We start from the raw sequence: 26,884 nt of genomic DNA, 5'->3' as shown, positions 1-26,884 counted from the left end.
CACGCTTCGCTCAGCTCTCTTCCTTGACCTGCTCCATCAACTCCGTCAATTGTGATGCCATATGGTTGAATCCATACGCCAAATGGGCATATTCCTCGGTAAACGAAAGCTGAACCCGGGTATTGAAATCCCCCTTCTCCAGTTGCCTCATCCGCTTGATCAGCTGACGTAAAGGACGAACAATCCGCCAAACGAACAGATACGCGAGTACCGCCGAACATAGTAACCCCAGCACAGCTATTCCAAGGACCTGCCATCCGGCCTGCCTCACAGGAGATAACAGTGTGTGAACAGGGATGGTCTGTACCAGTCGCCACTGAAGCATGGCAGGTCTTGAATACAGAACAAGTTGCGCTCCACCGGGCTTGCCGGAAACCACTTCAAATCCGTCCTCCCTATGTTCAACATGCTCCTGAATCCATGCACTGTCGACGACAGGTTCGCTTTCACCAGCAGCAGATACATTAGCAGATACATTAATAGAAGGAAAATGTTTTGAGGCTCCATTAATTGAGCTCGAATCCTCACCAGAATTCACCTCTAAATTGTCATCGCCCATCTGCATGACGACGTTGCCTGCGGTATCCACCAACAGCACCTGTCCATCCAGCACCATCGGCATATCCGCAAATCTGCGTACAATGTCCGCGCGACTCAGGCGGATGAGCACGTAGGCTACCGTCCCACCCCGGCTGTCAAAGATTCGCTGGGCGTATCCGATTAGCGATTTGCCTGATTCGTTTTCCCGCAGAGGTACCCAAGCCGCATCCGCATGCTCCAGTGCAGCAAACCATGAATCACCGGCAATCGTATCCACTGAATAGATGCGGTCGGCCATCGTGACAGTGACACCGTTGAAGGCATCCGTATACAGCTCCACTGAGGTAATACCTTCACTGACTACCACCGTATGATCCAATATTTTGGACACCTCACGCCGTTGGTGGATCTGTGTCAGCCTTCCCGTCCCCTTCGTTTCCAGCAGATTCGACAGCTCACGGTTGCTCGCTAAAGAGTAAGCCGTGCCTGTCACACCTGTAATAAAATCAAACCCTCGGCGTGTACTCTCATTCAGAAGAGCAAGTCGTGCTTTGCTGATCTCGGTAAACGTGACGGCAGAGAACGACTGGTATGCCAGCCAGACAATAACCGAGACGAGAAGCAGGTTAAACGCAATAAAGCAAGTCACCATCAACGTGGAGAGCTTGCTTTGTTGCAGCTTATGAGTTAGGAATAACGATAATCTTCGTTTCCGCATGGAATCAACTCGTTTCGTCTTGGAATTACCCTTTGAGCCCAGAGGTTGCGATTCCTTCTACGAAATACTTTTGACACACGATAAATACGATAAAACAAGGCACCAGTGACAGCACTGACATCGCAAACATCGGTCCCCAATCGGATTGGGAACTGGAATCGAGGAACAGGCGTAAGCCTAGCGGCACCGTATATTTGCTGACATCACTCAGATAGATCAACTGGCTGAAGAAGTCATCCCATGTCCACAAAAAGGTAAAGATCATCGTCGTCACCAGCGCCGGAAAGGCCAGCGGAATGATAATTTTGGTGTAAATTCGTACAGGACCACATCCATCAATCGTAGCCGCTTCATCCAGCTCTTTGGGCAATCCCCGGAAGAACTGGACCATCAGGAAAATGAAGAAGGCATCGGTCGCCAGCCATTTCGGCACTACAAGCGGCAGATACGTATTCACCCATTCCAGATGGTTAAACAGAATATATTGAGGAATCAGCGTCACATGGTGTGGCAGCATGATCGTCATCAGCATTAAGCCAAAGCAAATCGCTTTGAACCGAAAATTCAATCTGGCAAAGGCATACGCCGCCATCGAGCAAGAGATAACATTGCCAAGCACAGAGCCCAGCGACAGGACGACCGAGTTGGTCAAAAAACGGGAGAAGGGATTGCCCTGAATCCCCGTCCAGCCATTGATGTAATTTTGCCAATTCCATGCTTGCGGCCAGAACCAGGTCTCGGTGAAAATCATATGTCCCGGTTTGAATGAACTACCCAGCATCCAGAGCACCGGGTACAGCATGACAAAGGCAATGACCGAGATCAGTACATGTTTGGCGACTACCCACGCAGCAGAGTTTCGTTGTCCAATCATGATTTTCCACCATCCTCATAGTGCACCCACAGCTTGCTGCTGCGGAATACCAGCAATGTAAAGACACCGATCAGAATCACCAGCACCCAGGCCATCGCGGACGCATAACCCATCTGGAAGAACGAGAACCCTTTTTTGTACAGGTATAAAGAGTACATTAATGTTGAATTGACTGGCCCCCCGCTGCCGTTACTGATGACAAAAGCCTGAGTAAATGACTGGAAGGAGGTAATCAGCTGCATCACGAGATTGAAAAAGATAACCGGCGACAGAATCGGCAGTGTGATATAAAAGAATCTCCGGAGTGGGCCTGCTCCATCAACGGCGGAAGCTTCGTCATACTCAGGTGGAATCTGTTTCAAGCCTGCCAGGAAAATAATCATCGACGATCCGAACTGCCATACGGACAGCAGTACGATCGAATACAGGGCATATTTCGGGTTGGCTACCCAATCGGGTGCCTTAATGCCGATCATGGCAAGCACCCCATTGAGCAGTCCGTCACCGCCCAGCATTTTGCGCCACAGCATCGCAATCGCCACACTTCCCCCAAGCAGGGTTGGGATGTAATACACCGTTCTGTAAATGCCAAGCCCACGAATGCCTTTGTTCAACAGCATCGCCACCAGCAGGGCAAAAATCAGCTTGATCGGTACGGAGACAGCGACATACGTAAATGTGACTTTGAGCGATTGGATAAACAGTTTATCCGATGTAAACATCGTGGTGTAGTTATCCAGACCGACCCAGGAAGGGGCGGCCAGGATACTGTAGTCTGTGAACGAAATGTATAAAGAAACGAGCATCGGCCCAAGTGTCAGAAATAATAAACCAACCAGCCATGGGGCCAGGAAAAGAAGCGCTGCTCCATTATGGGCATATCTCCGTTTCACCCGCCGGGCTGTCACACGCTCGGTTCGTGCTTGACTGACCTGTGTTGTACTCATCTTCGCAACCTCCCCGCGGAATATGAAGTCTGGAACCGTTCAAGTGTTATTGACTTGATGCAAGTGTCGCCTTGGCCCCTTCAATGAACTGGGCAATCACATCCGGTGTGTTGTCTTGACCAAAGGCAATCTGCTCGCTTGCACTCTTGAAGCTGGTATCCACTTCGGAAAATCCTTGCGGGTATGGCGGATCAATTTCACTGGAGTTTTTCGATACCACATCGATAAATTGGAAGATAGCTTGCTCCGCTTCTGGCAGTGTAGGCTGCATCTTCTCACGGATACTGGCATTGACGGGTACTCCGCGTTCCGAGCCGAGAATGGCGGTAGCTTCGGGATCATTTACCATGAAGTCGATAAACATTGCCACTTCCTTCGGATGTTTCGTTTTGGCATAACCGGACAGGAACTGGCCTGCTTTCAGGTATTCACCGATTTGCTTTTCACCCACACCGTGCGGAAGTACTTGTATTCCAAGCTTATGATCCTGGTTTTTGTTAACCTGCTGGAACGTCAGCAATTGGTTAGACCAGGCAAAGTCCATGGCAGCTGTACCAAGCGAGATCGGGCGTGTCTCCAGTGCATTCGTAGTGGAAGCCGTCACTTCTGCAGAGGTAGCACCCCCGTTCTCACGAAGCGCCCCCCACATGTCAAACCATTGCTGAAGCTCCTCGCTGGTCGCTGTCAATGTCCCGCCATCAAATAGTCCCTTGCCTGTTTGCCGGATAAATACCTCAAACATGTTGGTGGTTCCCGATACATCCGCCGAACCGTAGAAACCGTCACCCTTCTCTGCTGCAATCTTGGCAGCTACGTCACTAAAATCCTTCCACGTCCAGCTTTCCTGCGGCTCCTCGATCCCGAGCTCCTTGAATACGGTGGCATCATAGATGACACCTGGCGCATTTACACCCAATGTAATGGCGTATAATTTATCGTCAATCGATCCGGCTTTGAGCATACTCTTGTCATGGTCCTCTGTGCGCAGCTCTTTGCTCTCTGCGTATGGGGTCAGGTCAAGCAATGCACCACGTCGGGCAAAGTCGGTTAGAAAAGCGTAATCCATCTGTATGATATCCGGTGCATTTGAACCGGCTACCTGTGTGGTCAGCTTGTCAAAGTATCCGTCCCAACCGGAATATTCCGGCTTGATGGTAATGCCAGGGTGCTTCTCTTCAAATAGCTTAATCACTTTGGTCGTAAGATCGTGTCTAGTCTGTGATCCCCACCAGGTCATACGAAGTTCAATATTTCCAGAAGCGCCCTCTTCTTCCCCTTCATTGGTTGAAGCAGACGGTGCTGATGACCCTCCGGAACAGGCTGTAGCGAACATTAACAGGGATAGGCAGAACAGAGTTACCCACTTTTTGGTATTCAACATGAATGAATTTCCTCCCCTTTTGCTTTTATGGAATCGCTTACAAAAGCTATTGTAACGGCCTATGGCTGCTCATGACATAAACAAAAGTAAGCTTTCCTGTCAAAAAAGTAAGGGGTTGGGACAAATGTCCATTCATTTAAGATCGATATTCGTAGTGATTAAATAACCACCTGGAATGATGCTCCCGGTGGTTATTCATATATACAGCATTCTTTGTGCAGCGCACCATGCTTCGCTCCATCTCAACGTTGGTCACCCACATGTGATTAATGAAACGTTCAAGTAGATATGGATTGCGTCACAGCAGTTGATGACACCTTAGGCTGGGCCAGATGTTTCTTCATCTTCGCCACTTCAGTTCCTGCCAGCATCATAATGCCAATACCGTGATTGTCATTCGTTACCGTGAGCAGATCCTTATTATAATATTCTGCGGTAAAGGCATATCTCGAGCCACTGCATACACCCTGTACATTGCCCTGACGGTCAATCGCTTTACGAGTTAATCCGTTCCATGCCCGCTCAGCCGCTTCAATGTAACGGGCAGGTTGATATAACCAACCAAAACGTACTCCCCGTGCAAAACCATAAGCAAACATCGCTGTACAGGAGGCTTCCTGGTATGTTTCCGAATCATTCAATACCTGATGCCACAATCCGCCCTCTCCTTGCAGAGCTGCATATCCTTCACACAATTCATTGAAGAAGGCAATTAAAGCCGGGCGCTCCGGGTGCTCTGTCGGCAAAGCTTCCAATACCTCAGACAGCGAAAAGAGCGTCCATCCATTACCCCGTCCCCACGGAATCTGTGTCGCCTGTCCATATTTGAAATCGTATACGTGGGACATGATCTTGAATTCAGGCATATACAGATACTTCCGATACAATAAAAATTGTCTGGCGGCTTCGTCCAGTGCTGAATTATTCCCCGTCAGTCGGGAATACCGTACAAGAAACGGTGTGCTCATATAAAGGTCGTCTGCCCACATCGTATTCTCGGCAAATTCACCGATACACTCACGGTAAAATGCACCGTCCTCCTGTCGTTCCAACCGAGTCAGCATAAAATCTGCAATCCGTTCGGCAATCGGCAAGAACGTCGGCTCCTGACATTCGGAATAGGCCTCCAGCATCGCGGAGCCAAAGGAGCCGCAGTTATCCAGCATTTTCATCATAACCAGCTGCTGGTTAACCGCTGGGAAACCATACTGCTCCCGATCCCATAATGAGTACTCATCCATACGGGTACACGCCTGCACATGTTCTGACGCATAGCGCGTAATATCAGGCCGCTGCAAATAACGTCCAGTCTGCAACAGACCATACACGGTGACACCTAATGGATAATCCCAGCGACCATAGTTGGTCACACTGCCTACTGTCCATTTGTTACTGAGCATTGCATTTTCATAATAAGGACGTATCCACGCATCTGGTCTGTCCAGTCGCCAATATATGCGTTCCTTACGTGCCTGTTGGCTTCTCGTTTCCTCTGGGTTATCGTTCAATACATTTCCTTTAAACACCCGATCAGTGCGCATTAGATCCTGCAAATCAGGTTCTACGTCCTCCGATTCAAAAGGTCCTAGAAATAACCATGATCCTCCAGAAGCTCCGTGCACACGCTGGGGAAGCTCCAGTTCCAGTTGCTCTCCATTCACCGTTGCATTTATTACAAAATTCCATGGCTCAGCCGTATCGCTACATTCACTGCGAATCAACAGGTCATTCCGTCCAAAAGATGCGGGTATGTTCACCACGAACGGACCCGCTTCCTTCAATTGCACTGCCGATACACCGTTCAGCCATATATTCAGTGGTCCGGAAGATTGACCAGACAAACGGATCGGGCAATCAATTGAATCCCTGTTGATTAACCGTGTCCACGCATAGACTTGCTGACCAGGAAGATGTCCGTATATTCTCTCCAGGGATGGTTGCGTCTGTTTCTCCTCTGACCATTGTGCATCAGGCAACCAATCCAGTCTGTGATCCTCTTCTGACCCAAGCAGATTCCATTCCGGATGATTCTCCTCCGAACTTATCGGTTTGGAATACACCCATCCGGCCTGTCCCTGTCTCTCCTGGAAAGGAGCGAGCACATTCAGAATACGCACTTTCCCCTCGTCCGAGCCAAACTGGCATCCAAAGCCTGCAGGTGTATACTTCATCTCCAGCAACAACGTATTCCATCCCGGCTTAATGTCGATTCCCAGTTTCACAGTCGCGTCCAGGTTGACCTCATCCATGACCGTGGAGCGATATACCAATTGCTCGTTAAAATAGAAACGAACCGGTCCATAACAGCGGACCAGCACATCCAGATTTCGATCCTCATCCCCCCAGACCAGCGCTGCGGCATAGGAAATCTGACCTTTATGTGAATCAGGAAAACGTTTACTCAAATTCAGATCATACAGACCCTTCTCATTTTGCAAAATACCAGACTTCTGAAATACCCGATATACAAAATCACCCTGCGCGTTGGCGCCGATATACCTCTCTGCCAGCACCTTCAACACCATATCCTGATCTTCTCCGAATCGATAATACATGCTCTGCGGTTCACTGAAATATGTTGTCATTGAATGCCCACATTCCTCTCCCGATGGAATACATAGGTATAGCGCTTAACCTTTGTGAGAAAATCCCTTCTTACCGAAAGGTGATGATCTCGTTTATCTCTGGAACAGCCGAATAATAAACCAAGTATAACTGACCCGCTTCCCGGTGGCTACAGATTTTTGTTTACGCTTACAAATAAATAATTGTATTTTCAGTCTGACGATAAGACAAAACAACGAACTACATAGTTGTAGTCCGTCCCATGTATATTAAAATTATCCGAAGATGTCAAATTTAACGAATAGCTTCTCTGTTTCTTCATATACAGATTTGGCTAATCCTTCGCCGTCAGCATCTACGCGAATGATTAAATCATATTGACCTCTTGTCTCATTCATCTTATTTCCCAATTGCAAAATAATAGGTGTGCCGGGTTCTACATTTACTTTAAGCTTAAGCGTATGACCATCATTACTGATCTGACTGCTATCTATTGTATAATTCTCACCATCAATTTGGTAAAAATCATCTAATCTAAACTGGAACGCATCGGTCCAATACTCGATGGTGCCATCCACAAATTCTTCCCCTACATCGTAGTTTAGAGAAAATGGATTATTTCCATATTGAACTTGAAGATACTTTGTTTTAGAGTTGCTTGAGTCGAAGCCAAACTTACTGGAACCTATAGTCGGCACGTCTACTGGCATTTCTCCGTTTACAAGCGTAAAAGTAAATACATGCGCCGCATCTTTAGGAGACTCATTACCTGCTGAATCCTTGGCGGTAACCACAAATTTGTAGTCTCCCGGAATCAAATTTAGCAACTTTGTAAGTGCAAGAGAACCGTCAGCTTTACTTCTGGCAAGGGAAATCTCTCCACCCAGCTCTCCTTCATCCACGACTCCATTCGTATTCGCATCGGTCCATCTATAGAAAGTTACAACAGCTCCTTCTTCACTGACTGCTCCAGGATCCCCCTGAACTTGATCCCAGGTTCCGCTGTAATTATCAATAATACTAAATTTACTTATATCCACCGTTGGTGCTGTTGTATCCGCAGGCACAGATGGACTCGTACTTCCGCCACCACTTCCATTCGATGAGGACCCGCCATTATTCGAACTGGTAGATGGAGTCGGAGTAGGCACGGGCGTTGGTGTTACCTCTGGTGTTGGCGTCGGCACTGGTTCAGGTTGCGGATCTGGTTGCGGATCTGGTGTTTCCTTTATCGTTTGCAGCAATCGGGAAGCCGTCAGTGCCGCAGCTTGACGATCGGCTTGCAACACGGGTTTAAACATGTTGTTTTGATCACCGATAATGTATCCAGCTTCGAGCGCCGCTCCAACCGCATCTTTTGCATATTCCCAGATGGTTGCACTATCCTTGAACGTTAACGAAGCAGCTTTGCCCGTTACGTCTGTTCCCTTCGCTCTCATCAGGGTTACGACCATATCCTGTCTGGATAATGTCTGACCGCTCCCAAATTTCCCGCTTCCCATGCCTTTAAATATACCTGCTTGATATACCGCTTCAACAGAAGCATACGCATAGCTGGTCACAGGTATATCTATAAATGTCGGATTGGATGGGACGTTATTGGTTACATCCAGCTTTAACGTCTTGGCAATCAGGATGGCAAAATCCTGTCTGGTGATCATACCGGACGGATTAAATCGACCATCACTGAATCCGGCAATAATTCCTTCGTTTTGCAACTCTACAATGGCATTCTTGGCGTAAGATTTATCGATATCGGTAAATGATACTGCGGCGTTAGCCTGTGTCGTCCAAAAAGGTGTTGTCAACAAGGATGCCGCGAGAATCGAGCTGATGAAATGGTTTTTTTTCAAAAGAATGCTCCTCCAGTATGAAGTATATTCGTGTCATTCCAACGCAAAATCCAATGGAGGATCTTCCTTAAATAATATGGACATGTACGATATTCCCATTATATAGAGAGGCTCTGAACCGATTCTGAACAAATCGCCTTATCTCGACAAATTGTTGAGCAAAGGTTTAAAAATAAAAAACCTCCGACTGCACTTTCCTTATAAGGAAGTGAGCGGAGGCTTTCGTTTCATTTTGATAAAAATCGTGAACTAGGTTGACCTAATGTTAAATTTCCACAGCTACGCCGTAATGGTCAGAGACCACAGGGCCGTTCTTACCGTTGAGAACTACCGTCGAAGACTTCGCCTGTAACGGACGATTCGAGAAAATATAATCAATACGCAGATCGCGTTTGTTATCCGCCCAGCCGGCAATGGCTTTGACCACGGTTGCACCGTCATCCTTTTGCACAGCTGTCGTGTACAGGTCATTCCAGCCCTTGCTCATCATATAATCGTAGCCTTCCCCACGTACTTCTGCGACATTATTGAAATCCCCCATAATATACAGCGGCTGGTCCATATATGGAGCAAGCTTGCTCTCGGTCAGTTCCCACTGCCCCTTGAAAGGCTCTTGTTCATCATCCCACCAATTATAGTGTCCATTCACAAACCAGGTTGCTTCACCTTGTACTTCAGTCTGAACACCTACAATTTTGCGTGTCCGGTAGTTGTCGTAATCCCGCATGTGGGATACATATTCACCAAAAGCCTTAATGATCGGCGTCCGGCTCAGGATTGCCAGACCTTCATCGTATTTGCTGAAACCAACATGGGCCGGAATCCATGTCCAGTAATAGGTCTCGGTCAGTTGTGTAAGCAGAACGTAGGCGTAGTTATCTTTTTTGATCACAGCATCCGATTCCGTAGCAAAGTAATGTTTCAGTTCCTCCGCTGACAGCGCAGCTTCTTGCATCGATTGATTAACCTCTTGCATGGAGATCACATCAAATTGGTGTGTATTGATAAAATCAGCCAGCTGACTGATCTTGTTCAGTTGGTCTTCTTCTGCCCAAGCGTGCGTATTTAACGTAAGTATTTTCATATGCTCTCTCCTGTTGTTTGAAATTAAGCCGAATCCCGGCCTGCATCGTTCCTGAAAGGAATACATACGATAAGCATACACAAGACGAGCCTATTATGCATGGTTTATGGTAAAAAATAGAGATCGATACTCTTGGGTTTCACCTATCAAAAAGTCCCATCCAAGTTCTCAGAACCGATGCACGGAGCACACGATAACTGATATGATAGATACATGAAATGTACACCATTACGTCAAGACATGGTGATTACTGAACCTATGATTTCCCCAGGAGATGGAATGATGAACATACCTATTGACATGAACATGGATGATGCGCAGTGGCAACAGCTGATCAGGCAGGTCGCTGAACATTTTAACAACCTGACGATTATGCGCGGATTCCAATATTATAAACAGAAACGCGTCGGACCATTAACCTACACCGAACAAAACGGAATTTTGGCTGAAGTACAAGGCTCCGATGATTATAAGGTAACCCTGAGCTTGCAATCGTTGAACACCAGTCACTGCACCTGTCCGGTAGGATCTCATTGCAAACATATGATAGCCGTTCTAATGAGTTATGCGGAGCAACTGGGGCGACCCGTACATGGCATCGTCAATGCTCACTCCAGTACTGCACTGAAACAGGCTCCAAAACCTGCTGCTATGGCGACTTCAGGACGTTCGGATTACGCAGCGCACGAAGAGGATCTCACCATCCCTGATAACCAGTATAGCCAGATCAAGGAACGTGCAACGGAGCTTGTAGAACTTGAAATCACGGAATGGCATGAGCTGTTTCGGGCATGCCTGAAACGACTGGGGACAGGGACGCCAAGTACATCGTATGTGCAGGCCGCAGCGGACGAACTCTATTCCATCAAACCTAAGCTGTCCGCTGGCATGGACCAGTTATTTGAGCTGCATGTTCAGTTATACCTGATTCGCTTCTGTGTGCCTGGCCGCAATTCAATCACACATACACCTGTGTATCTGAGCTATCCTGCTCAACTTGCCGTGGATGCGCTCCAGAAAGGGTTGGAACAGATCCTTAGCCATCCGTTGGATCTCTCTGGTCTGAAGAGCGCGAAGCTTGAACAACTTTGGAAAAGGCTTGAAGAGACCTCGGCATATCTGCGTACGCAGATGATATCCGAGACAGCCAGCATGATGTTCTTCACCCCGATTTATCGACAGCTTTGGTTAAACTGGATCGTGCCCCATCTTCAGGAAAACCGAAAAACGCTGGAGTCAGAGCTGGCGTTTCTACAGGAAATGGAGAACGGACTGACTGCTGCTTCCAAACCCGTCAAACCTGGTGAGAGCGTGCTGAGCGTAGCGAATCTGACGGAAAACGGGAGCGGTGCGCCGATTAAGTCTGTCACTCTGCCCTTGCCGCTGGTATTGGCGCAGAGCTGGATGTATTTCCATTTGGGACAAGATGAACAGGCTTGGCAGCGATTGATTAGCGGAGGCTCGGCATATGGCATCCCGCCGGAGCATCTGCTGCATTTTCTTCACGTACTTGCAGATTCTTCGGATTGGAAACGGCTGGGCGAGTGGTTAGTACAGCTCGGACCTCTACTCGCGAACCGACGGAACTCCCCTCTGAATGATTACATGCAGTTGTGGGACACAGCCATTCATCATCTGCCTGATGTAGAGCACCGCATGTGGGATACACTGGTCAGCATGCTGCCTCATTCCCGTCCAGCTTATGAAGAAGCAATGCATTCCCGTGGACAGTGGCGGCGGTGGATTGATTTTCAACTGAGCACAGAGACGGAGCCGCTTGAATTCCGGGTAGCGGTGCTACAACCGATTGAAAAGGATGCACCTGAGTTGCTATTGCCTTTCTACCATCAGGCTGTGGATCGTTATATCGGACACAAAAACAGGGACGGATACAAAGCAGCAGTGAAACTGTTGAAGCGTCTGTCCAAAATTTATAAAAAATTGAAGCAGGAAGAGCACTGGGAGCAGTTTATCACCACATTGGCTGTTCGCAACAGCCGACTGCGCGCCCTGCAGGAAGAGCTTCGGAAAGGTAAGTTAATCTCATGAGCCTAATACACCCTTACACCGAAACGATTGAGGTCCATGTTGCATTGACAGGATACGGGGATGCCTTGTTTTATGGAGCGTTGAACACCCATCACTTTGTATCGGGACAATCACTCAAGCAGCGATTATTTGCTTGGCATTCCCCTTCTTTCTACGGAACAGAACTGGAAACAAGACAGATCGAAGAGATTGAACTGGTCGTCCTGCCTGCCGAAGAAGTTATTCCTTTCTTCAGCGAAATGAACACCCTTCTACACATTGAATGGAAATGGGACGAGCAGGCAGAGCATTTGATCCGGCTGGCTCCGGTACTCGCAGCATCGATTGAAAATCGTAAATACATCCCTAGCTTCACCGCATTTCGTACCGGACAACTGCAATGGACCTGGGACCCGGACAGCTTGAAAAAGCAGGATCGCACCGCTCTTGGCAAAGCTCTGGAACAAACGGATGAGAGCTACGCCGAAGGACTGAGTGCTGCCTATTCGGCTTCTGTGTTCCAACGATGGTACAGCACGGAAGAAGCGGCCACTGATCTGCGGCGAGAATTCCCGCAGTTGTTTCCACAAAGCGGAACAGCTCCGCAAACGGCCGGAATGGATGCCCATTCCTGGCTCATGTCCATCGGCTGGAAAGCAGACGCAGCCCCATTCCGTCCGCTCCTGCAATTGCTGGAACCGGAAGATGATGAACCGGCATGGCTGCTACGGCTGGTATTGCAGAACAAACTGGATGCGGCTGTTCTGGTTCCCGTGCGCCTAGATTCACGTGGCCGATTGGAAGGTGAATGGCCGGACGTATGGACGCCGTTCATCCTTGATCGTTCGGCAGGATGGTTGGAGCAACTGCGTGCACATCTGCCCCGAATTCGCCGCGCTATCAGCGGCACTCGGGATGTGCTCAGTGATCCATTGGGAGATCAGGATGCTTGGCTGTTCCTGACGCAAGACAGCGGACGACTGCTCGAAGCTGGCTGGCAAGTGCTGCTTCCGGGTTGGTGGGAAGCTGCACGCAAGAAGAAACCCAAGCTGCGTGCCAAGGTGAAACCGGAGGAAGGCAGTGAACGGGGACAGTCGTTCTTTGGACTGGACTCGATCATTCATTTTGACTGGCGTATTGCGATTGGGGATACGGATCTCAGCGAGGAAGAATTCGCTGATCTCGTGGCCCGTAATGAGCGGCTGGTCCGCTTCCGTGGAGAATGGGTTCCCCTTGATCCGGCCTTGCTTGAGCAGATTCGCCGGGCCATGGGCGGTGTGGATCAGGAACAGGGGCTGTCCTTTCAGGATATTCTGCACCTGCATCTGCTGCATAATGAGCAGCGAGAATATCGCAACCAGAAACGCAAGGAAGGACAGGAAGAGGAAGAAGAACCACAATCCAACGAGAACATTCGACTTGAGGTGGAACTGAACGAGCACCTGAACCGGGTAATTGCACAGCTTGGCGGTGGGCAAGGCGGCGCTCCTTCCCTGCCTATTCCGGAAGGATTGCATGCTGAGCTGCGTCCTTATCAAAAGGAAGGTTTCGCATGGCTTGGATTCCTGCGTAGATTCGGTCTGGGGGCTTGTCTTGCGGATGACATGGGACTTGGGAAAACGATTCAGTTCATCACGTATTTACTACATCTCAAAGAGCATGAGCAGCGCTTGCCTGGACAGGCCCCTGCCCTTCTCATCTGCCCCACTTCGGTATTGGGAAACTGGCAAAAGGAAATCAGCCGCTTCGCGCCTTCAATCAACGTCAGTTTGCATTACGGAGCAAGAAGACTGAGCGGAGAAGAGTTCCGGGAACAAGCTGAACAGGTGGATATCATCATTACATCCTATGCAACAGCTACTCTCGATCAGGAAATGCTGCAATCATATACCTGGGCATCGATCTGTCTGGATGAGGCGCAAAATATTAAGAATGCCCAAACAAAGCAGTCCATGGCGGTACGCAGTTTCCCGGCAAAACACCGTATTGCACTGACCGGTACGCCGATTGAAAATCGGTTATCTGAGCTGTGGTCGATCTATGATTTTATTAATCCCGGCTATCTGGGCAGCGCACGGGCATTCCAGACTCGCTTTATCAGTGCGATCGAGAAGGATAAGGACGAGCAACGCATGCAGGATTTGCAGCAGCTGGTGAAGCCATTCATGCTGCGCCGCAAGAAAAAAGATCCGAATATTCAACTCGATCTACCGGACAAAAATGAGATGAAAACCTACATTCACCTTACGGGTGAACAAAGTGCACTATATGACCAGTCCGTTCAGGAACTGATGGACAAAATGAAAGAGCTGGAAGGCATCAAGCGCAAAGGTGCGATTCTGTCTGCCTTAACCCAGCTCAAGCAGTTGTGTGATCATCCCCTGCTGCTGACCAAAGAAGCCTTGCCGGAAACGATCTCCTCGGAAGGCTCTGTAACAGAGTATGACCTGTACAGTCCGCAGGATATGGCCATGCTGATCAGTCGCTCCGCGAAGCTGGAACGACTGATGGAACTGGTCCGCGAACTACGGGATGAGGGCGAACGGTGCCTGATTTTCACACAATACATCGGCATGGGACAGATGCTGCAACAAGTATTGAGACAGGAGTTGCAGGAACCTGTGCTATATCTGCATGGGGGTACGTCCAAGACAGGAAGGGATCGCATGATTGATGAGTTCCAGTCCCGGACGTTGCCTGCGGCAGAGCAGCCGTCGGTCTTTATTCTGTCCATCAAAGCAGGCGGCGTGGGCTTGAACCTGACCGCAGCGAATCATGTATTCCACTTTGACCGCTGGTGGAACCCTGCCGTGGAAAATCAGGCTACAGACCGCGCCTATCGGATGGGACAGACGAAGGATGTTCAGGTACACAAGTTCATCTCGCTGGGCACACTCGAAGAACGCATTGACGAGATGCTGGAGAGTAAACAGCAGCTTAGCGACAATATTATTACTAGCTCTGAAAACTGGATTACCGAGCTGTCAACGGATGAGCTGAAGGATCTGTTCACCCGGCGCCGCGACTGGTCGGGTTAACTCCAGACTGGATTGATGCAACATACGTAACCTTGTAAACAGCAGAATACAAAAAGAGCGAAGTGTCGGAAATGCATTCCGTCTTCGCTCTTTTTTTTACATTCCTAGCGCATGTTTCCGATGATAGACGATCTTGAATCCTGCATTTTCTTGATGAAGTTGGTCATCACATCAAAGGCTTCATTGCGTTTGTTGGTCATAGATTGCAAACGCAGCATATCCATCTGTTGTGAATTACCTAACGCATCAATTTGGCCTTTCAGTTTTTGAGCTTGGGCAGTATCCCCGTTCTGATTAGCTACCTGCAATTGTGCGTTCAGCTCTGCAATCGCTTGATTGCGATTTTGAACTTCTTGAATTTGTGCCTGCAATTGGCTATCCAGCAATTTCGTGCGTTCTGACTGAACCATCATCAAAGCTGTTTCGATATCCGTGCTGCTCAGATCAATACTTGAGATAGAAGACGCGACCGGATTTACCACAGATGCACTTGCTGCAGAAGCAGAAGTTACAACGGATACAGCTGCGATGGCAGCAATAACTGTGGAAGAAATGACTTTGCTTGATTTTTTCATAACGTACACCTCCTTTTATATATGTAGATACCCCCCAGTAACTGGCATCTTTCGACATCATATATCGAAGGTCCTAGATCCTACAACCTATAATTGCGAAGTTGAGACTAAATTGATACAGATGGATGGTTAGTTCTACAGAAAAATGTGGTAATTCCCTAAGATGAAAAAAGTGAGTTGCTGTGCTACAATAGAGGAATTGTGCATTCACAGACAGACATGTGGGTAAAGATCTTGAATCTAGCCTGATTCATCCATATTTATCCATAACCATGCTGCCATTCTAGGGAGGTTTATGGAACAATCATGCTCATTATTGGTATCGCCGGAGGAACCGGCTCCGGTAAAACGACGGTAGCTCGCTCCGTCATAGACCGTCTTGGATCGGGCAAAGTGACTTTCATATCCCAGGACAACTATTACAAAGACCAGTCGCAGCTCACCCCTGAGCAACGTCGACTCACCAATTACGATCATCCGTTTGCATTCGATAATGATCTGTTAATTGAGCATCTTACTCTGTTAAAACAAGGACAAACGGCATATGCTCCTGTATATGACTTCACCATAGATAACCGTGCCGCCGATGAAACGGTTGAACTGGCACCGAACCATATCGTTATTGTGGAAGGGCTGCATGTCCTAATCGATGAACATCTGCGCACCCTTCTGGATATCAAGGTATTTGTTGATACGGATTCCGATGTACGTATTCTGCGCAGAGTACTGCGGGATATGGAAGAACGCGGCCGTACGATTCAATCCGTGTACAAACAATATCTCGAAACTGTCAAACCGATGCATGATGCTTTTATCGAGCCTTCCAAAAAGTATGCAGACATCATCATTCCCGAAGGTGGACATAATGAAGTCGGCATTCAGATGTTATCCATTCTGACTGAGAAATATCTGACCGGAGAAAAGTGGAATGGCGCATAATTTAACATGATGTTGCTGTATCAGGCGTTCTGCTCTGCTCACGTCTGAGTGAGACAAAAACGGGCATCGCTCATACAATATCACCACTAAAATCCAGGTTGCGATTAGCGCAATCTGGATTTTTTGGTTATTTCTATTTTATAATGAACTCCATAGCTGAAAGGAGACATCACAACATGGCTACTTTTGAAGAGTTTATACAGCATGACATCCGCGTTGGTACAGTGGTGGAAGCCGAACCTTTTCCAAAGGCACGCATCCCTGCCATTAAAATGACCATCGATTTCGGCCCACTTGGCCTTAAACGTTCGAGCGCCCAAATTACGAAACGTTATACCCCCGACATGATGATAGGCAAGCAGGTTATTGCTGTAGTCAATTTCCCACCGCGCCGAATTGCCGGTTTTGTATCAGAAGTACTGGTGCTTGGCGGCGTGCCTGGCGAAGGTGACGTTGTATTGTTAACTCCGGACCAGACATTACCGAACGGAACGCCGATTGCCTGATTTTTTATCATATCGCTATTCCTGTCTTTTCAAATGTTTGGAAATCGGTTATTCTTGAAGTACATTATTGAACTGAATAGGACTGACACCTTAAAGTATAAGGCTATGAATCTTCGGATTCGTGGCCTTTTTTTGCATTTTTCGAGGTTAAATGGGTCCTGAGGAGGATATCTGCACACCTGGAGTGGATGGAATTCATTGAAAAATAATGCCAAAAGCCTAGTTTTACATGGTAGAATATTGATGATTATGACAAATTTAGTATCTAGCAGTGTGAAGCAGTGGCGTACATACACAAAACAGGTAAACGAGAATCGAGAGGAGCAGTATTCATGAAAAAGATGATGATTTCCGGGGTAACCGCATTGGCATTGTTGACAGGGGGGATTGTAGGTTTGGGAGGAATCGGAAGTTCGGTAGAAGCCGCTCAGGCCACACTGAAATTCAAAGATGTCCCATCTACACACTGGGCCGCTGCGGCGATCAATTCGGCAGTCGAGCAAGGATATTTTAAAGGATATGCAGATGGAACATTCAAACCAAGCTCGCCTGTCACCAAGGCAGAAATGGCAAGTATTCTGGGGCGCCTTGCAGATCAGCCTGATGCCACCATTCAAGAACAAAACAACTTCACAGACGTACCGGACTGGGCAAAAAACGGCGTTTCCATCGCGATCCAAAAAGGATTCATAAGCCCTTCCAAATACAATGGGAAACTGGATGCGCAAGCGGCACTCCAACGTGGAGAAATGGCCTCATGGTTAACGCAAGGACTGACCGCAGTTGATCCTGAGTACAAACAAGCACTATCTGATGTAACTAACACGGTTGTGCCTGTGAAAGAGTACTTTACAGGTAAGCTGGCAAGCTCGCAAAAAAACGCGGTTGCCGTTGCCCTGGGTACGGGATTGATGAGCGTCGCAAACGATAAAACCTTCGGTACGGATCGCACGACAACACGAGCTGAGGTAGCTGTTCTCATTGCTCGTTATGCATCCGTTGCTAAAACTAAACCTGCTGATTTTCAAGGTTTGAATGAGTTGCGTGAAGTGGGGCTGACAGGAACGAATTTGGGTGTTATTGCGCCGAAATATAAGAAGGCTGGACAAGATAAGTTCTCTGAATCATATGACTATAGCAAGGTGACTGGTGACTTCGCAAAAGTTCGTAACCAAGAATTAGTTACGAAAACCAATTATGCCGATATCAAAGTGAAAAACTGGATTATTGTTAACCCTTATGTAGAAGGAGACGCAAGAAGTATTTACTATGGAGCCTTTGTTGATGAAAAAAACAAACCGTTAAGAGGAGCGTATTATTCTTTTGCTGAATTTGAGATGAATATCAAAAATTCGATGAATCAGTTACAGGGAGGAAGCCTCATTCAGGTAGTAGCTATGAATCCTGTTATACCACCTAGCAGTAAGGCTGTTTCAGATTATAGTGTACCTCATATTAATGATTTGCTCGGTGCAAAGGGAGTATTTAATGTGAAAAACCCAGTCTACTGGGGAAAAGGTTTGTTGCATTTCGACAAAGAATTAAATCCTGAAGTTTTCCTTACCTTGAAGGATGGAACTATTTACAGAGTAAGACCTATTTAATAACTAATGATAAGGGTGATACACCGTGCGTTTGTTTAAAGTATTGAAGAAACTACTTCTCTCGGCTCTCGCAATAAGCCTGATCTTTAATTCACCTCCTGCAGTTTTCGCAGGAGGTGGTCCCGGGCAAAAACCAGTTTTGCAAGCCGCTCGTATGGAACCTTCTACTGCCGCTAAATCTCAGAAAAAAGTTATTCCCCTGGAGGGTAAGGGAAATACGAATATCGGTATATATGTTTATCAACTAGATAATATGAGGTGGAGAGTAGATGGAGAATGTAATGGTCAAACCTTGAGTAATAACCCAACTACAAATAAGCCAAATTCTTCAACAGTATGTATTGATTTATCCTTAGAAGCTCCCAGCTATCAGCCCACAGTATATTTAGATAAACTTGGTGAAACACATCCTATAAGTGAAGTCACATCCACTTCAATCTCTCCAGAGTATATGGATAATACAGCATACTACGAGCCTGGCGAGCCTATCTTGCTCAGCGTAGAGTCTTTCACAGAAAAAAGAACCAAATTCACAATGCAAATCGGTGGAGCCATCGAGCCTAAAGCTTACAGACCCTATAATCCTCCTAAATACTCTGCGGACTACATATTTTTCACTGACTTATATTGGTATGCGAATGCAGAAATAACCAAAGAAATCAATCTCACCGATGGCGGTCGACTTAGCCTCAACCAATCGAAGCAATTAAATGCTACAGTAAAGACGAAAAATGGAGATGGGAACTTCGGAGCTGAAACCAATGTAAACACCGGCAGTGGTGGTACAACGACATGGAGGTCCTCCAATCCAGGTGTGGCTACCATCAGTAATTCCGGTTTGGTTCAAGCCGTCAGCAGGGGAACCACGACCATCACCGTATTATGGGAGAAAGATGGGTTCACCTTAACGACCACAACAACTATAGGTGTCGAAGAAGACCCTGGTCCTGGTGGAGGCAACGGTAGCGGTGGAGGCGCTTGTTCACCAACAATTGGACCACCTTCTGCGGGAACAACCATGAACCTGAGTGATCTGGATCCAAATGCCAACGGTGTGATAAACGCAGATAACAGAGGATCTGAGATATTCAATGTACTTAAGGGTATTCCGACTTCTGAATCTTTGTACACCAATGCATTTGCTGACAATTATCTTTTCAAACAAGCGTGGGCACGGATGACGGGTAAAGTCACGTATGATTGTAATGTAACCATATCCTATGCCAGAGAATGGACTGTACCTGGACCAGACATATGTACCGAGCAAGGTTGCACTTCCGGTCCACCTGTGCCAGCAAATGATACGGTAACCAAACCGTACAACTTTCAGATTACAAGAGACTACTCTTACTGGAAAATCAACAATCTTGAAGTGTACAAGATCGCTAAAGCAACGATGAAAAATTACGCTTTACCTGGTGAAACGGTCACGATGACGCCTTCAGGATACATACCACCAACGTTAGAGTCCAAAAATGATGAAGCTGTAGAAAGACATGTAAAGCCGGGCCAAACGAGTGCAATCTCATATACGCCACCCAAATTAACAGGTGGTTTGAATTCACCCCCGGATGTGCCTGATGATACTTCTCGATTAAAAGGAATGGCCGAGTCAAACACACCTCAGAGTAAAGTGAATAATGACTTGGTTAAATTCAATAACACCAAGATTATGGATGATGCAGAAACAACCAAAGATGGCCCAACCCCAACGAATATTCCTAATCCAACGACCATCGGACAGGATGTTCTGTATAAGTCCAATAACATGATCAGCAATACACTCATGAATAAAGAAAATACGACCAGTTCTGGTGAGATCCATTACGATTTAATAACGGGTAACGTAAACGGTGGTTCAAACAAAGTGTTACCGATTAATGGCATCAACACCGTTACGGTTCATACCCCTGTCGTCAACTATGCCTTAGTCTCGGATGATCAACCACACAATCAGAAGACGATTCCAGATACCACTCGTTCAGCACTGATTCTGGAACGACCATTTATCGTGCGTATTCCCACATCAGGACAGCATTTGGACGTTGCAAGTTACCCGGGTTATGGCAATCGGGACTATGCCAAATATTTTCGTATCAAGCAGGTTCGCTTCCCGTTTGATGTCTATAACGCAGACCGGAGCCAGTTTATCCCCACCAATACTTGGGTGGATATTCCGGTGAATCAGTTGGATACCACCTTTTATCTACCGGTTTGGGTGGATGAGGGAAACTACCAAGTTGAATTCCGCAATATTGCGGAGAATGCACCAGCGACATTCACTGAGCAACCGGATGCCAACACCAATCTGGCGCACCATGTCGCCTCAGATACGGTCCCTGTGGAAGTCATCGGACGCTTGTATGATTTTCACGTCACCGATATATCGAACTATAACTGGGAAAATGTATTCCGCAAGCAGCTTGGCAGCCAGGAGCCGACAGGTGTTAGCTACTGGACAGGATTAAACAGTATTGATGGTGACCCACGAGGTAACCTTGTACCGTTCGTATTGCCTATACGTCCAGGCAGCCATCCGGTACAAGGGTTCCGCAATGTGGCTGTGAAAACCGGATACCATATCAAGTTTGACCTGAAAACCAAAGGCAACATGTTTGGTAAACAGGATGGTGTTCGGATCACACCCACCTTCTATTTTGTGAGTAAAGATGGCTCCTCGCGACAAGAAGTGGATCTGTACTACCATCGGGGTCAGGAACGGCTGATCCGTATCGGATCCGCCGAGGATTTGGAGAAGCGGTTTGTCGTCCTTAATTCGCGTCTGCGGAATGTACCCGGCACAGAGCTCGGCGATACCGCGCGTTACCAGTATACCTATGAACTGACAGCCGAGGAACAGAGTCAAACTACACTGGCTGATTATATGGTCCAACTGGTGGATCAGACTTCTCACCAGAAAACGTGGGTTGGACGCTATGACTGGATGATCCTGTCGGCTCCGATCCGCACATTAATTGGACCAAAGACAAACATCCCTACCGGAGTCAATGTAGACCGAGCCAATGCTGCCATTCAGCGCTGGTATGGGGAATACAGTCTTTCCGCAGATGTCTACGCCGTGCCGAAGGGAACCAATCTTGAACCGCTTGCCAGACAAAATCAGTTGGATGAAAAGGCCGCTGTATTTCTAAAGAACGGTTATATCGTGGTTAATTTCAATCTGGAGACGGTAAGGAATGGTAATACGGATGCGCCGCATCTGCAATACATTCATGCACCACTAATGAATCAGTGGCAAATGGAGGGCTTCAGTAACATTCCTGTAGACAGCCAAGGCAAAACCTGGCCTGTAAAGGATGGCGATGTGGTCTTTTACCATGCAGATCAGTCCAGCCGGATCGATTTCCAATCCCAAGTGCCGCATTAATCATCAACAAAAGGGTTGCTTCATAAGTCATGTTCATGACTTTGCAGCAACCCTTTTGAATTTAAACTCTCGAACTTCATCAAGACATCTCATCTCGTGGTCTCTCCCACATATACGTGCCAAACAGCATAATGACCGCTATTCTCCCTGTTCCATACTTCTCGACCCTTTCGGAGACACACCCGTAACTCGCTTGAACATCTTTGAAAACAGTAATGGATCTGTGTACCCCACCGAGTGGGCCACTTCACTAACCGATAGGGCCGAATGCTGCAGCAGTTCAGCTGCACGATTCATCCGGTATTCGAGAAAAAAAGCCTGTAATGACTTGCCATATCTCTCCTTGAAAAGCCCTGACAGATATGTGCGATCCAAACCTACGGCTCGGGCAATATCTAGAATTGAAGTTCTCTGACTATACCTGTTCTCCATAAATTGAACGGCCTGCCTGATGTATTCCTCTTTAGTGGACAGAGGCCGTTGCAGCTGCTCTTCTGCGGGAGAAGATGCAATCAATTCGGCGATCAGCCGGTACAACAAGCTCTGGTTGAACACATCTCCCCCGGTACGCGTGGATGCTTGAACCATCTCGGTATAGAGACGGTCGAATGTGTCCGAGTCTCTGGCATCAAATACAGGATGTTCCGGACTGATGTGAGCCCGCTGCATGAATGCCTTGGCATGAACACCCTTGAACCCGAACCACGAATAAGTCCATGGCTGCTTCGCATCCGCTTCATAATGAATAAGCGTATCCGGAAGAATGACAAAGCCCTGACCCTGTGTAAGCTCGTATTGCTGATCCGCCATAAACACAGTGCCCTGTCCTTCATGAATGTAATGAACAATATAGGCATCCCGAACACCAGGCCCCCAATAGTGCGATGGATCACATGCCTGCCAACCGAAAAATAACAGTACCAATTCCATCTGTGTCAAATCCATAGGAACCACGTTCGTTTCAATTAGTTTCAACAATTCACACTCCCTCTGTTCACCACAACCGCAATCTCCCCACTAAAATTATAACAGGTAAATAGATGAATTATTAGCTGTAAGCGAATCCAAAAATGGGATTATGCCATGTTTCAGAGAGGTTGAGCCATAGTTATATAAGCCCGATCCACCTATATTGGAGGTACACCATTTATTCAGGGAGGCTGAACTTGAGATGAACAAAATTACGTTCCTCGGTGCGGGAAGCACCGTTTTTGTCAAAAATGTATTGGGTGACGTTATGATGACCGAAGCACTTCAGGATTTTGAGCTGGCGTTGTTCGATATTGATGCTGAACGCCTAAGCGACTCAGAGCGATTGCTTACCAGTATGGCCCGTTCGCTCGGAAGCCAATGTGCCATTAAAGCTTATACCGACCGCAAGGAAGCACTGCGCGGGGCCAAATATGTGATCAATGCCATTCAGGTGGGCGGATATGATCCGTGTACCATTACGGATTTTGAGATTCCGAAGAAATATGGATTGCGTCAGACGATTGCCGATACGCTCGGGATTGGCGGGATTTTCCGTAATTTGCGGACGATTCCGGTGATGCTCGATTTTGCACGGGATATGCAGGAAGTGTGTCCTGATGCGTGGTTCCTGAACTACACCAACCCAATGGCGGTACTGACAAATGTCATGAACGTGCATGGCGGAATCAAAACCGTAGGTCTGTGTCACAGTGTACAAGTGTGTGTGCCGCATCTGTTTGATGCACTGGGGATTGATCAGACGGGTGTGGTCGCGAAAGTTGCGGGTATCAACCATATGGCCTGGCTGCTGGAAGTAACACGGGATGGTCAGGATCTGTATCCGGAGATTAAACGTCTGGCGAAGGAAAAGCAGAAAGAGCAGCATGGCGACATGGTGCGTTATGAGCTGATGCAGCGCTTTGGATACTATGTAACCGAGTCCTCCGAGCATAATGCCGAATACCATCCTTATTTTATCAAACGAAACTACCCGGAGCTGATCGAACGCTTCAATATTCCGCTGGATGAGTATCCGCGCCGCTGCGTGAACCAGATTGAAGGCTGGAAAGAAATGCGTGAGAAGCTGTTATCCAGCGAAAATATTGAACATACGCGCAGCCGGGAATACGCTTCGCATATTATGGAGGCCATGGAGACGGACCGCCCTTACAAAATCGGCGGTAATGTCATGAATAACGGACTGATCACCAATCTGCCTCGTGAAGCCTGTGTTGAGGTGCCTTGTCTTGTTGATGGTTCAGGCATCAGCCCGACGTATATCGGGGACCTGCCTCCGCAACTTGCGGCATTGAACCGCACGAATATTAACACTCAGCTGTTGACCATCGAAGCGGCGATTACGGGCAAAAGAGAGCACATCTATCATGCCGCGATGCTCGACCCGCATACAGCTGCCGAGCTGTCCATCGATGATATCGTTGCGATGTGTGATGAACTGATCGAAGCTCATGGCGACTGGTTGCCGAAGTACACGTCATAAGAAGTTCATTGTTTGCAATTCAAAAGCACTAGTCTCCTCTCAACAGGGAGAGGCTGGTGCTTTTTTGAGCTTTCATCTTGTTTCCCAGCCTAATCCTGAAGCAGAAAACGATATCCGATTCCCGGCTCGGTCTGAATAAAACGTGGACGCGTGGGATCTTCCTGCAATTTTTTGCGCAGATGTCCGACATATACCCGCAAGTAATGGCTGTCCGACTCATGATGATGCCCTCCCCACACTTGTTGCAGCAGCTGGCGTTGGGTAATAATTTTGCCTGCATGGGTTGCGAGTACTTTCAGCATCTCATACTCGGTTGGTGTTAATTTTACGGGTGACCCGTCCAAATCGACCTGTCTCTGGGCCAAATCAATCGTAAGCGGACCAAAACGCAATACCGGCTCATCCGTAGTTTTGGCCACATGGCGAAGGGCAACTCGAATACGGGCAACGAGCTCTCCCATGCCAAACGGTTTGGTGACATAATCATCTGCCCCGCCATCAAGTGCAGCAATTTTATCCTCTTCGCGTTCTTTTGCCGTCAGCACAATGACTGGTACCTGCGACCATTCCCGGATTCGCTGAAGTACATCCATTCCGGACATACCGGGCAATCCCAGATCAAGCACGATCAGATCAGGGTGCACAATGCTCGCCTGAATAACCGCTTCTTCACCGTCGGCGCATTCATGAATCTCAAATTGGTGCGCCTGAAGCGTAACCTTCAGCAGTTTACGGATCTGTGGTTCATCATCCACAATTAATATGCGCGCGCCTTGCGGTGCCGTCATGTCATTCTTCCTCTCCTTGTCCCATATACGGGAATGATGCTTCGGGTTCCTCTGTGGGCAAACAGATGCATACCCGCGTCCCACCTCCCGGATTCGGTTCTGCGGTGATCGTACCTCCGTGTACTTCGACGATTCCTCTACAGATGGCAAGCCCAAGTCCCGTACCTGTCACATGCCGTGACGATTCGGATCGATAAAACTTCTCAAACACCCGCTCGCGGTCTGCTTCCGGAATCCCGACACCCGAATCAGCCACCACAATGGTCATTCGTCCATGCGGCTCATCCACCTTCACCGTAATGACGATTTCACTGTCTTCTGGTGAATATTTGATGGCATTGCTGATCACGTTAACCAGAACCTGCTCCAGCAAAACCTCATCCCCGGATACAAACGGCGGTTGATCCGGCAATTCCACCCGAATGCGACGGTGCTGGATGAATTGTTGAACCTGGGTTAGCACAATGCCGATCATGTCACCCACGTCGCACCATTTTCTGCGCAACTGCAACATGCCACTCTCCAGCTTCACCATGCCTAGCAAATTGGTTACCAGCCGATTCATGCGCAGGGCCCCATCCCGAATATTGCCTGTCAGTTCTTTTCGATCCTCCGGGGTAAAAAGAGAATCATTCTCCAGCAAACCTGTCGCTGAACCAATGATGGCCGTAAGAGGTGTGCGCAGCTCATGGGACACCGAATCGAGCAAAGCAGTGCGAATTCGTTCCGATTCAGCCGTCACCTGCGCAAGTCTCGCTTCTTCGGCCAGCTTAACACGGGCAATGGCGCTTGCTGCCAGCCCGCCACACGCTTCCAGCAAACGCAGCTCTTCCCGCTGCTCCTGAAGATCGCTGGATTCCAGATTCACAGCGAGCACCCCATGTATCTGGTCTTCTGTAAGCAGCGGCACATACAGACTAGACGATTCCCGCAGGCTGGAGGACCCGCGTCCGGCAATTTCGCCATGTTTATACACCCATTTGGCAATAGCGACTTCAGCTTCTCCTTCACCCCAGGCTATTGAATCCGAATCCTCCGAAGAAGAGGTAACCTGAAGTTCGCCTTGAGCATTTGGGAGATATATTGCCGCCGGAGCCCCAAGTGTGAGTGACACTTGTCTCACAATGTTTCCCAAGAGGGTATGCAAATCTGTAACAGCCGTCATCTGACGGCTTAAAGCATATAGCGAATTCGTCGTAATCTCGCGTTGTTTCACCACCTCAAGCTGCTGCCGCAGGCGCCCCGCCAGACTCGCCGTTAATACCGCCACTGCCAAATACACAACAAAGGAAAACATATATCGCAAATCTTCAACCGTAAAACTGAGAAACGGGGGAACAAAAAAGAAGTCAAAGGCAACGACGCTAAGACTTGCTGCATATATGGCCGGACCCATTCCCCAGTACACAGCGCTGACCAATACCGGAAAAAGATAAATTAGCCCCACGTTAACCAGGTCATCACTAATCCCTATCGCATGAAGCAGAATGGTGAGCAATGTGATTCCAAGAGTTACCCATATATATTTGGGAACACGGTTCAACTTCAGCCAAACGTCTTCCCCTTTATTTCGTTCAGACACA

The 26,884-nt window shown here is 47.9% G+C and carries 18 protein-coding genes; 7 read left to right on the top strand and 11 right to left on the bottom strand.

All coding sequences use genetic code 11. The annotated features are described in order from the left end of the window. Positions 1-10: 10 nt before the first annotated feature. The 7 genes from AC3ITG_RS01285 to AC3ITG_RS01255 form a co-directional block, all read right to left on the bottom strand. Positions 11-1,258, bottom strand: a complete 1,248-nt coding sequence (locus tag AC3ITG_RS01285; RefSeq protein WP_489252573.1) for a HAMP domain-containing protein — start codon at positions 1,256-1,258, stop codon at positions 11-13. Between the two features lie 25 nt (positions 1,259-1,283). Then, positions 1,284-2,132 (bottom strand): carbohydrate ABC transporter permease, encoded by an 849-nt coding sequence (locus tag AC3ITG_RS01280; RefSeq protein ID WP_274569221.1) that lies wholly within the window; start codon positions 2,130-2,132, stop codon positions 1,284-1,286. Continuing rightward, the gene (locus AC3ITG_RS01275) at positions 2,129-3,079 is read right to left on the bottom strand and encodes a carbohydrate ABC transporter permease (protein WP_090811449.1); all 951 of its coding nucleotides are present in this window, start codon (positions 3,077-3,079) and stop codon (positions 2,129-2,131) included. The genes AC3ITG_RS01280 and AC3ITG_RS01275 overlap by 4 nt, the downstream gene beginning before the upstream one ends. A gap of 46 nt (positions 3,080-3,125) precedes the next feature. Beyond that, on the bottom strand, positions 3,126-4,460 hold the full coding sequence (locus AC3ITG_RS01270; RefSeq protein ID WP_489252572.1) for an ABC transporter substrate-binding protein: 1,335 nt from the start codon (positions 4,458-4,460) through the stop codon (positions 3,126-3,128). A 278-nt stretch (positions 4,461-4,738) separates the two neighbouring features. After that, positions 4,739-7,045, bottom strand: coding sequence for a glycoside hydrolase family 88/105 protein (locus AC3ITG_RS01265; protein WP_489252571.1), 2,307 nt, complete (start codon positions 7,043-7,045; stop codon positions 4,739-4,741). 255 nt (positions 7,046-7,300) lie between these two features. Then, complete coding sequence (locus AC3ITG_RS01260) at positions 7,301-8,878, bottom strand: S-layer homology domain-containing protein (protein WP_489252570.1); 1,578 nt, start codon at positions 8,876-8,878, stop codon at positions 7,301-7,303. Between the two features lie 265 nt (positions 8,879-9,143). After that, positions 9,144-9,962 (bottom strand): endonuclease/exonuclease/phosphatase family protein, encoded by an 819-nt coding sequence (locus AC3ITG_RS01255; RefSeq protein ID WP_489252569.1) that lies wholly within the window; start codon positions 9,960-9,962, stop codon positions 9,144-9,146. A gap of 279 nt (positions 9,963-10,241) precedes the next feature. Here AC3ITG_RS01255 and AC3ITG_RS01250 point away from each other — a divergent pair, with 279 nt between their 5' ends. Then, positions 10,242-12,011: an SWIM zinc finger family protein gene (locus AC3ITG_RS01250; protein ID WP_489252568.1), complete on the top strand. Its 1,770-nt coding sequence runs from the start codon at positions 10,242-10,244 to the stop codon at positions 12,009-12,011. Next, a complete protein-coding gene (locus AC3ITG_RS01245; protein WP_489252567.1) occupies positions 12,008-15,028 on the top strand; it encodes a DEAD/DEAH box helicase in 3,021 nt (1,006 codons plus the stop codon). Before AC3ITG_RS01250 ends, AC3ITG_RS01245 begins: the two co-directional genes overlap by 4 nt. Before the next feature lie 104 nt (positions 15,029-15,132). Here AC3ITG_RS01245 and AC3ITG_RS01240 read toward each other — a convergent pair whose 3' ends face one another. Beyond that, positions 15,133-15,603 (bottom strand): hypothetical protein, encoded by a 471-nt coding sequence (locus AC3ITG_RS01240; RefSeq protein ID WP_413374507.1) that lies wholly within the window; start codon positions 15,601-15,603, stop codon positions 15,133-15,135. A gap of 306 nt (positions 15,604-15,909) precedes the next feature. Here AC3ITG_RS01240 and udk point away from each other — a divergent pair, with 306 nt between their 5' ends. The 4 genes from udk to AC3ITG_RS01220 all read left to right on the top strand — a co-directional run bounded on the left by udk (position 15,910) and on the right by AC3ITG_RS01220 (position 22,040). Then, complete coding sequence (gene udk / locus AC3ITG_RS01235) at positions 15,910-16,542, top strand: uridine kinase (protein ID WP_489252566.1); 633 nt, start codon at positions 15,910-15,912, stop codon at positions 16,540-16,542. Between the two features lie 176 nt (positions 16,543-16,718). Further along, positions 16,719-17,048, top strand: a complete 330-nt coding sequence (gene csaA, locus AC3ITG_RS01230; RefSeq protein ID WP_076291943.1) for a chaperone CsaA — start codon at positions 16,719-16,721, stop codon at positions 17,046-17,048. A gap of 332 nt (positions 17,049-17,380) precedes the next feature. After that, complete coding sequence (locus AC3ITG_RS01225; protein ID WP_489252565.1) at positions 17,381-18,652, top strand: S-layer homology domain-containing protein; 1,272 nt, start codon at positions 17,381-17,383, stop codon at positions 18,650-18,652. Between the two features lie 451 nt (positions 18,653-19,103). After that, entirely contained in the window at positions 19,104-22,040 is a 2,937-nt protein-coding gene (locus AC3ITG_RS01220) for a DUF5704 domain-containing protein (RefSeq protein ID WP_489252564.1), read from the top strand. Between the two features lie 138 nt (positions 22,041-22,178). Here AC3ITG_RS01220 and AC3ITG_RS01215 read toward each other — a convergent pair whose 3' ends face one another. Continuing rightward, positions 22,179-23,015 (bottom strand): AraC family ligand binding domain-containing protein, encoded by an 837-nt coding sequence (locus tag AC3ITG_RS01215; RefSeq protein WP_489252563.1) that lies wholly within the window; start codon positions 23,013-23,015, stop codon positions 22,179-22,181. A gap of 196 nt (positions 23,016-23,211) precedes the next feature. Here AC3ITG_RS01215 and AC3ITG_RS01210 point away from each other — a divergent pair, with 196 nt between their 5' ends. Beyond that, entirely contained in the window at positions 23,212-24,513 is a 1,302-nt protein-coding gene (locus AC3ITG_RS01210; RefSeq protein WP_413374501.1) for an alpha-glucosidase/alpha-galactosidase, read from the top strand. An 89-nt stretch (positions 24,514-24,602) separates the two neighbouring features. Here the strand turns inward: AC3ITG_RS01210 and AC3ITG_RS01205 are convergent, their stop codons facing one another. Next, the gene (locus AC3ITG_RS01205) at positions 24,603-25,301 is read right to left on the bottom strand and encodes a response regulator (protein ID WP_413374500.1); all 699 of its coding nucleotides are present in this window, start codon (positions 25,299-25,301) and stop codon (positions 24,603-24,605) included. A gap of 1 nt (position 25,302) precedes the next feature. Next, positions 25,303-26,883, bottom strand: coding sequence for an ATP-binding protein (locus AC3ITG_RS01200; protein WP_489252562.1), 1,581 nt, complete (start codon positions 26,881-26,883; stop codon positions 25,303-25,305). Between the last annotated feature and the right edge of the window lies 1 nt (position 26,884).

Source organism: Paenibacillus sp. GL_099_B (assembly GCF_057835695.1).
Note: the sequence above shows the minus strand (reverse complement) of the source record. Positions and strands in the feature narration are given on the sequence as shown.

Bases quoted from the DNA above. Each gene is read 5' to 3' on its own strand.
- AC3ITG_RS01220 (WP_489252564.1), top strand. From the start codon at position 19,104: ATGGATAATACAGCATACTACGAGCCTGGCGAGCCTATCTTGCTCAGC.
- AC3ITG_RS01225 (WP_489252565.1), top strand. From the start codon at position 17,381: ATGAAAAAGATGATGATTTCCGGGGTAACCGCATTGGCATTGTTGACA.
- AC3ITG_RS01285 (WP_489252573.1), bottom strand. From the start codon at position 1,258: ATGCGGAAACGAAGATTATCGTTATTCCTAACTCATAAGCTGCAACAA.
- udk (WP_489252566.1), top strand. From the start codon at position 15,910: ATGCTCATTATTGGTATCGCCGGAGGAACCGGCTCCGGTAAAACGACG.
- AC3ITG_RS01250 (WP_489252568.1), top strand. From the start codon at position 10,242: ATGATGAACATACCTATTGACATGAACATGGATGATGCGCAGTGGCAA.
- AC3ITG_RS01275 (WP_090811449.1), bottom strand. From the start codon at position 3,079: ATGAGTACAACACAGGTCAGTCAAGCACGAACCGAGCGTGTGACAGCC.
- AC3ITG_RS01265 (WP_489252571.1), bottom strand. From the start codon at position 7,045: ATGACAACATATTTCAGTGAACCGCAGAGCATGTATTATCGATTCGGA.
- AC3ITG_RS01255 (WP_489252569.1), bottom strand. From the start codon at position 9,962: ATGAAAATACTTACGTTAAATACGCACGCTTGGGCAGAAGAAGACCAA.
- AC3ITG_RS01270 (WP_489252572.1), bottom strand. From the start codon at position 4,460: ATGTTGAATACCAAAAAGTGGGTAACTCTGTTCTGCCTATCCCTGTTA.
- AC3ITG_RS01210 (WP_413374501.1), top strand. From the start codon at position 23,212: ATGAACAAAATTACGTTCCTCGGTGCGGGAAGCACCGTTTTTGTCAAA.
- AC3ITG_RS01205 (WP_413374500.1), bottom strand. From the start codon at position 25,301: ATGACGGCACCGCAAGGCGCGCGCATATTAATTGTGGATGATGAACCA.
- csaA (WP_076291943.1), top strand. From the start codon at position 16,719: ATGGCTACTTTTGAAGAGTTTATACAGCATGACATCCGCGTTGGTACA.
- AC3ITG_RS01240 (WP_413374507.1), bottom strand. From the start codon at position 15,603: ATGAAAAAATCAAGCAAAGTCATTTCTTCCACAGTTATTGCTGCCATC.
- AC3ITG_RS01245 (WP_489252567.1), top strand. From the start codon at position 12,008: ATGAGCCTAATACACCCTTACACCGAAACGATTGAGGTCCATGTTGCA.
- AC3ITG_RS01280 (WP_274569221.1), bottom strand. From the start codon at position 2,132: ATGATTGGACAACGAAACTCTGCTGCGTGGGTAGTCGCCAAACATGTA.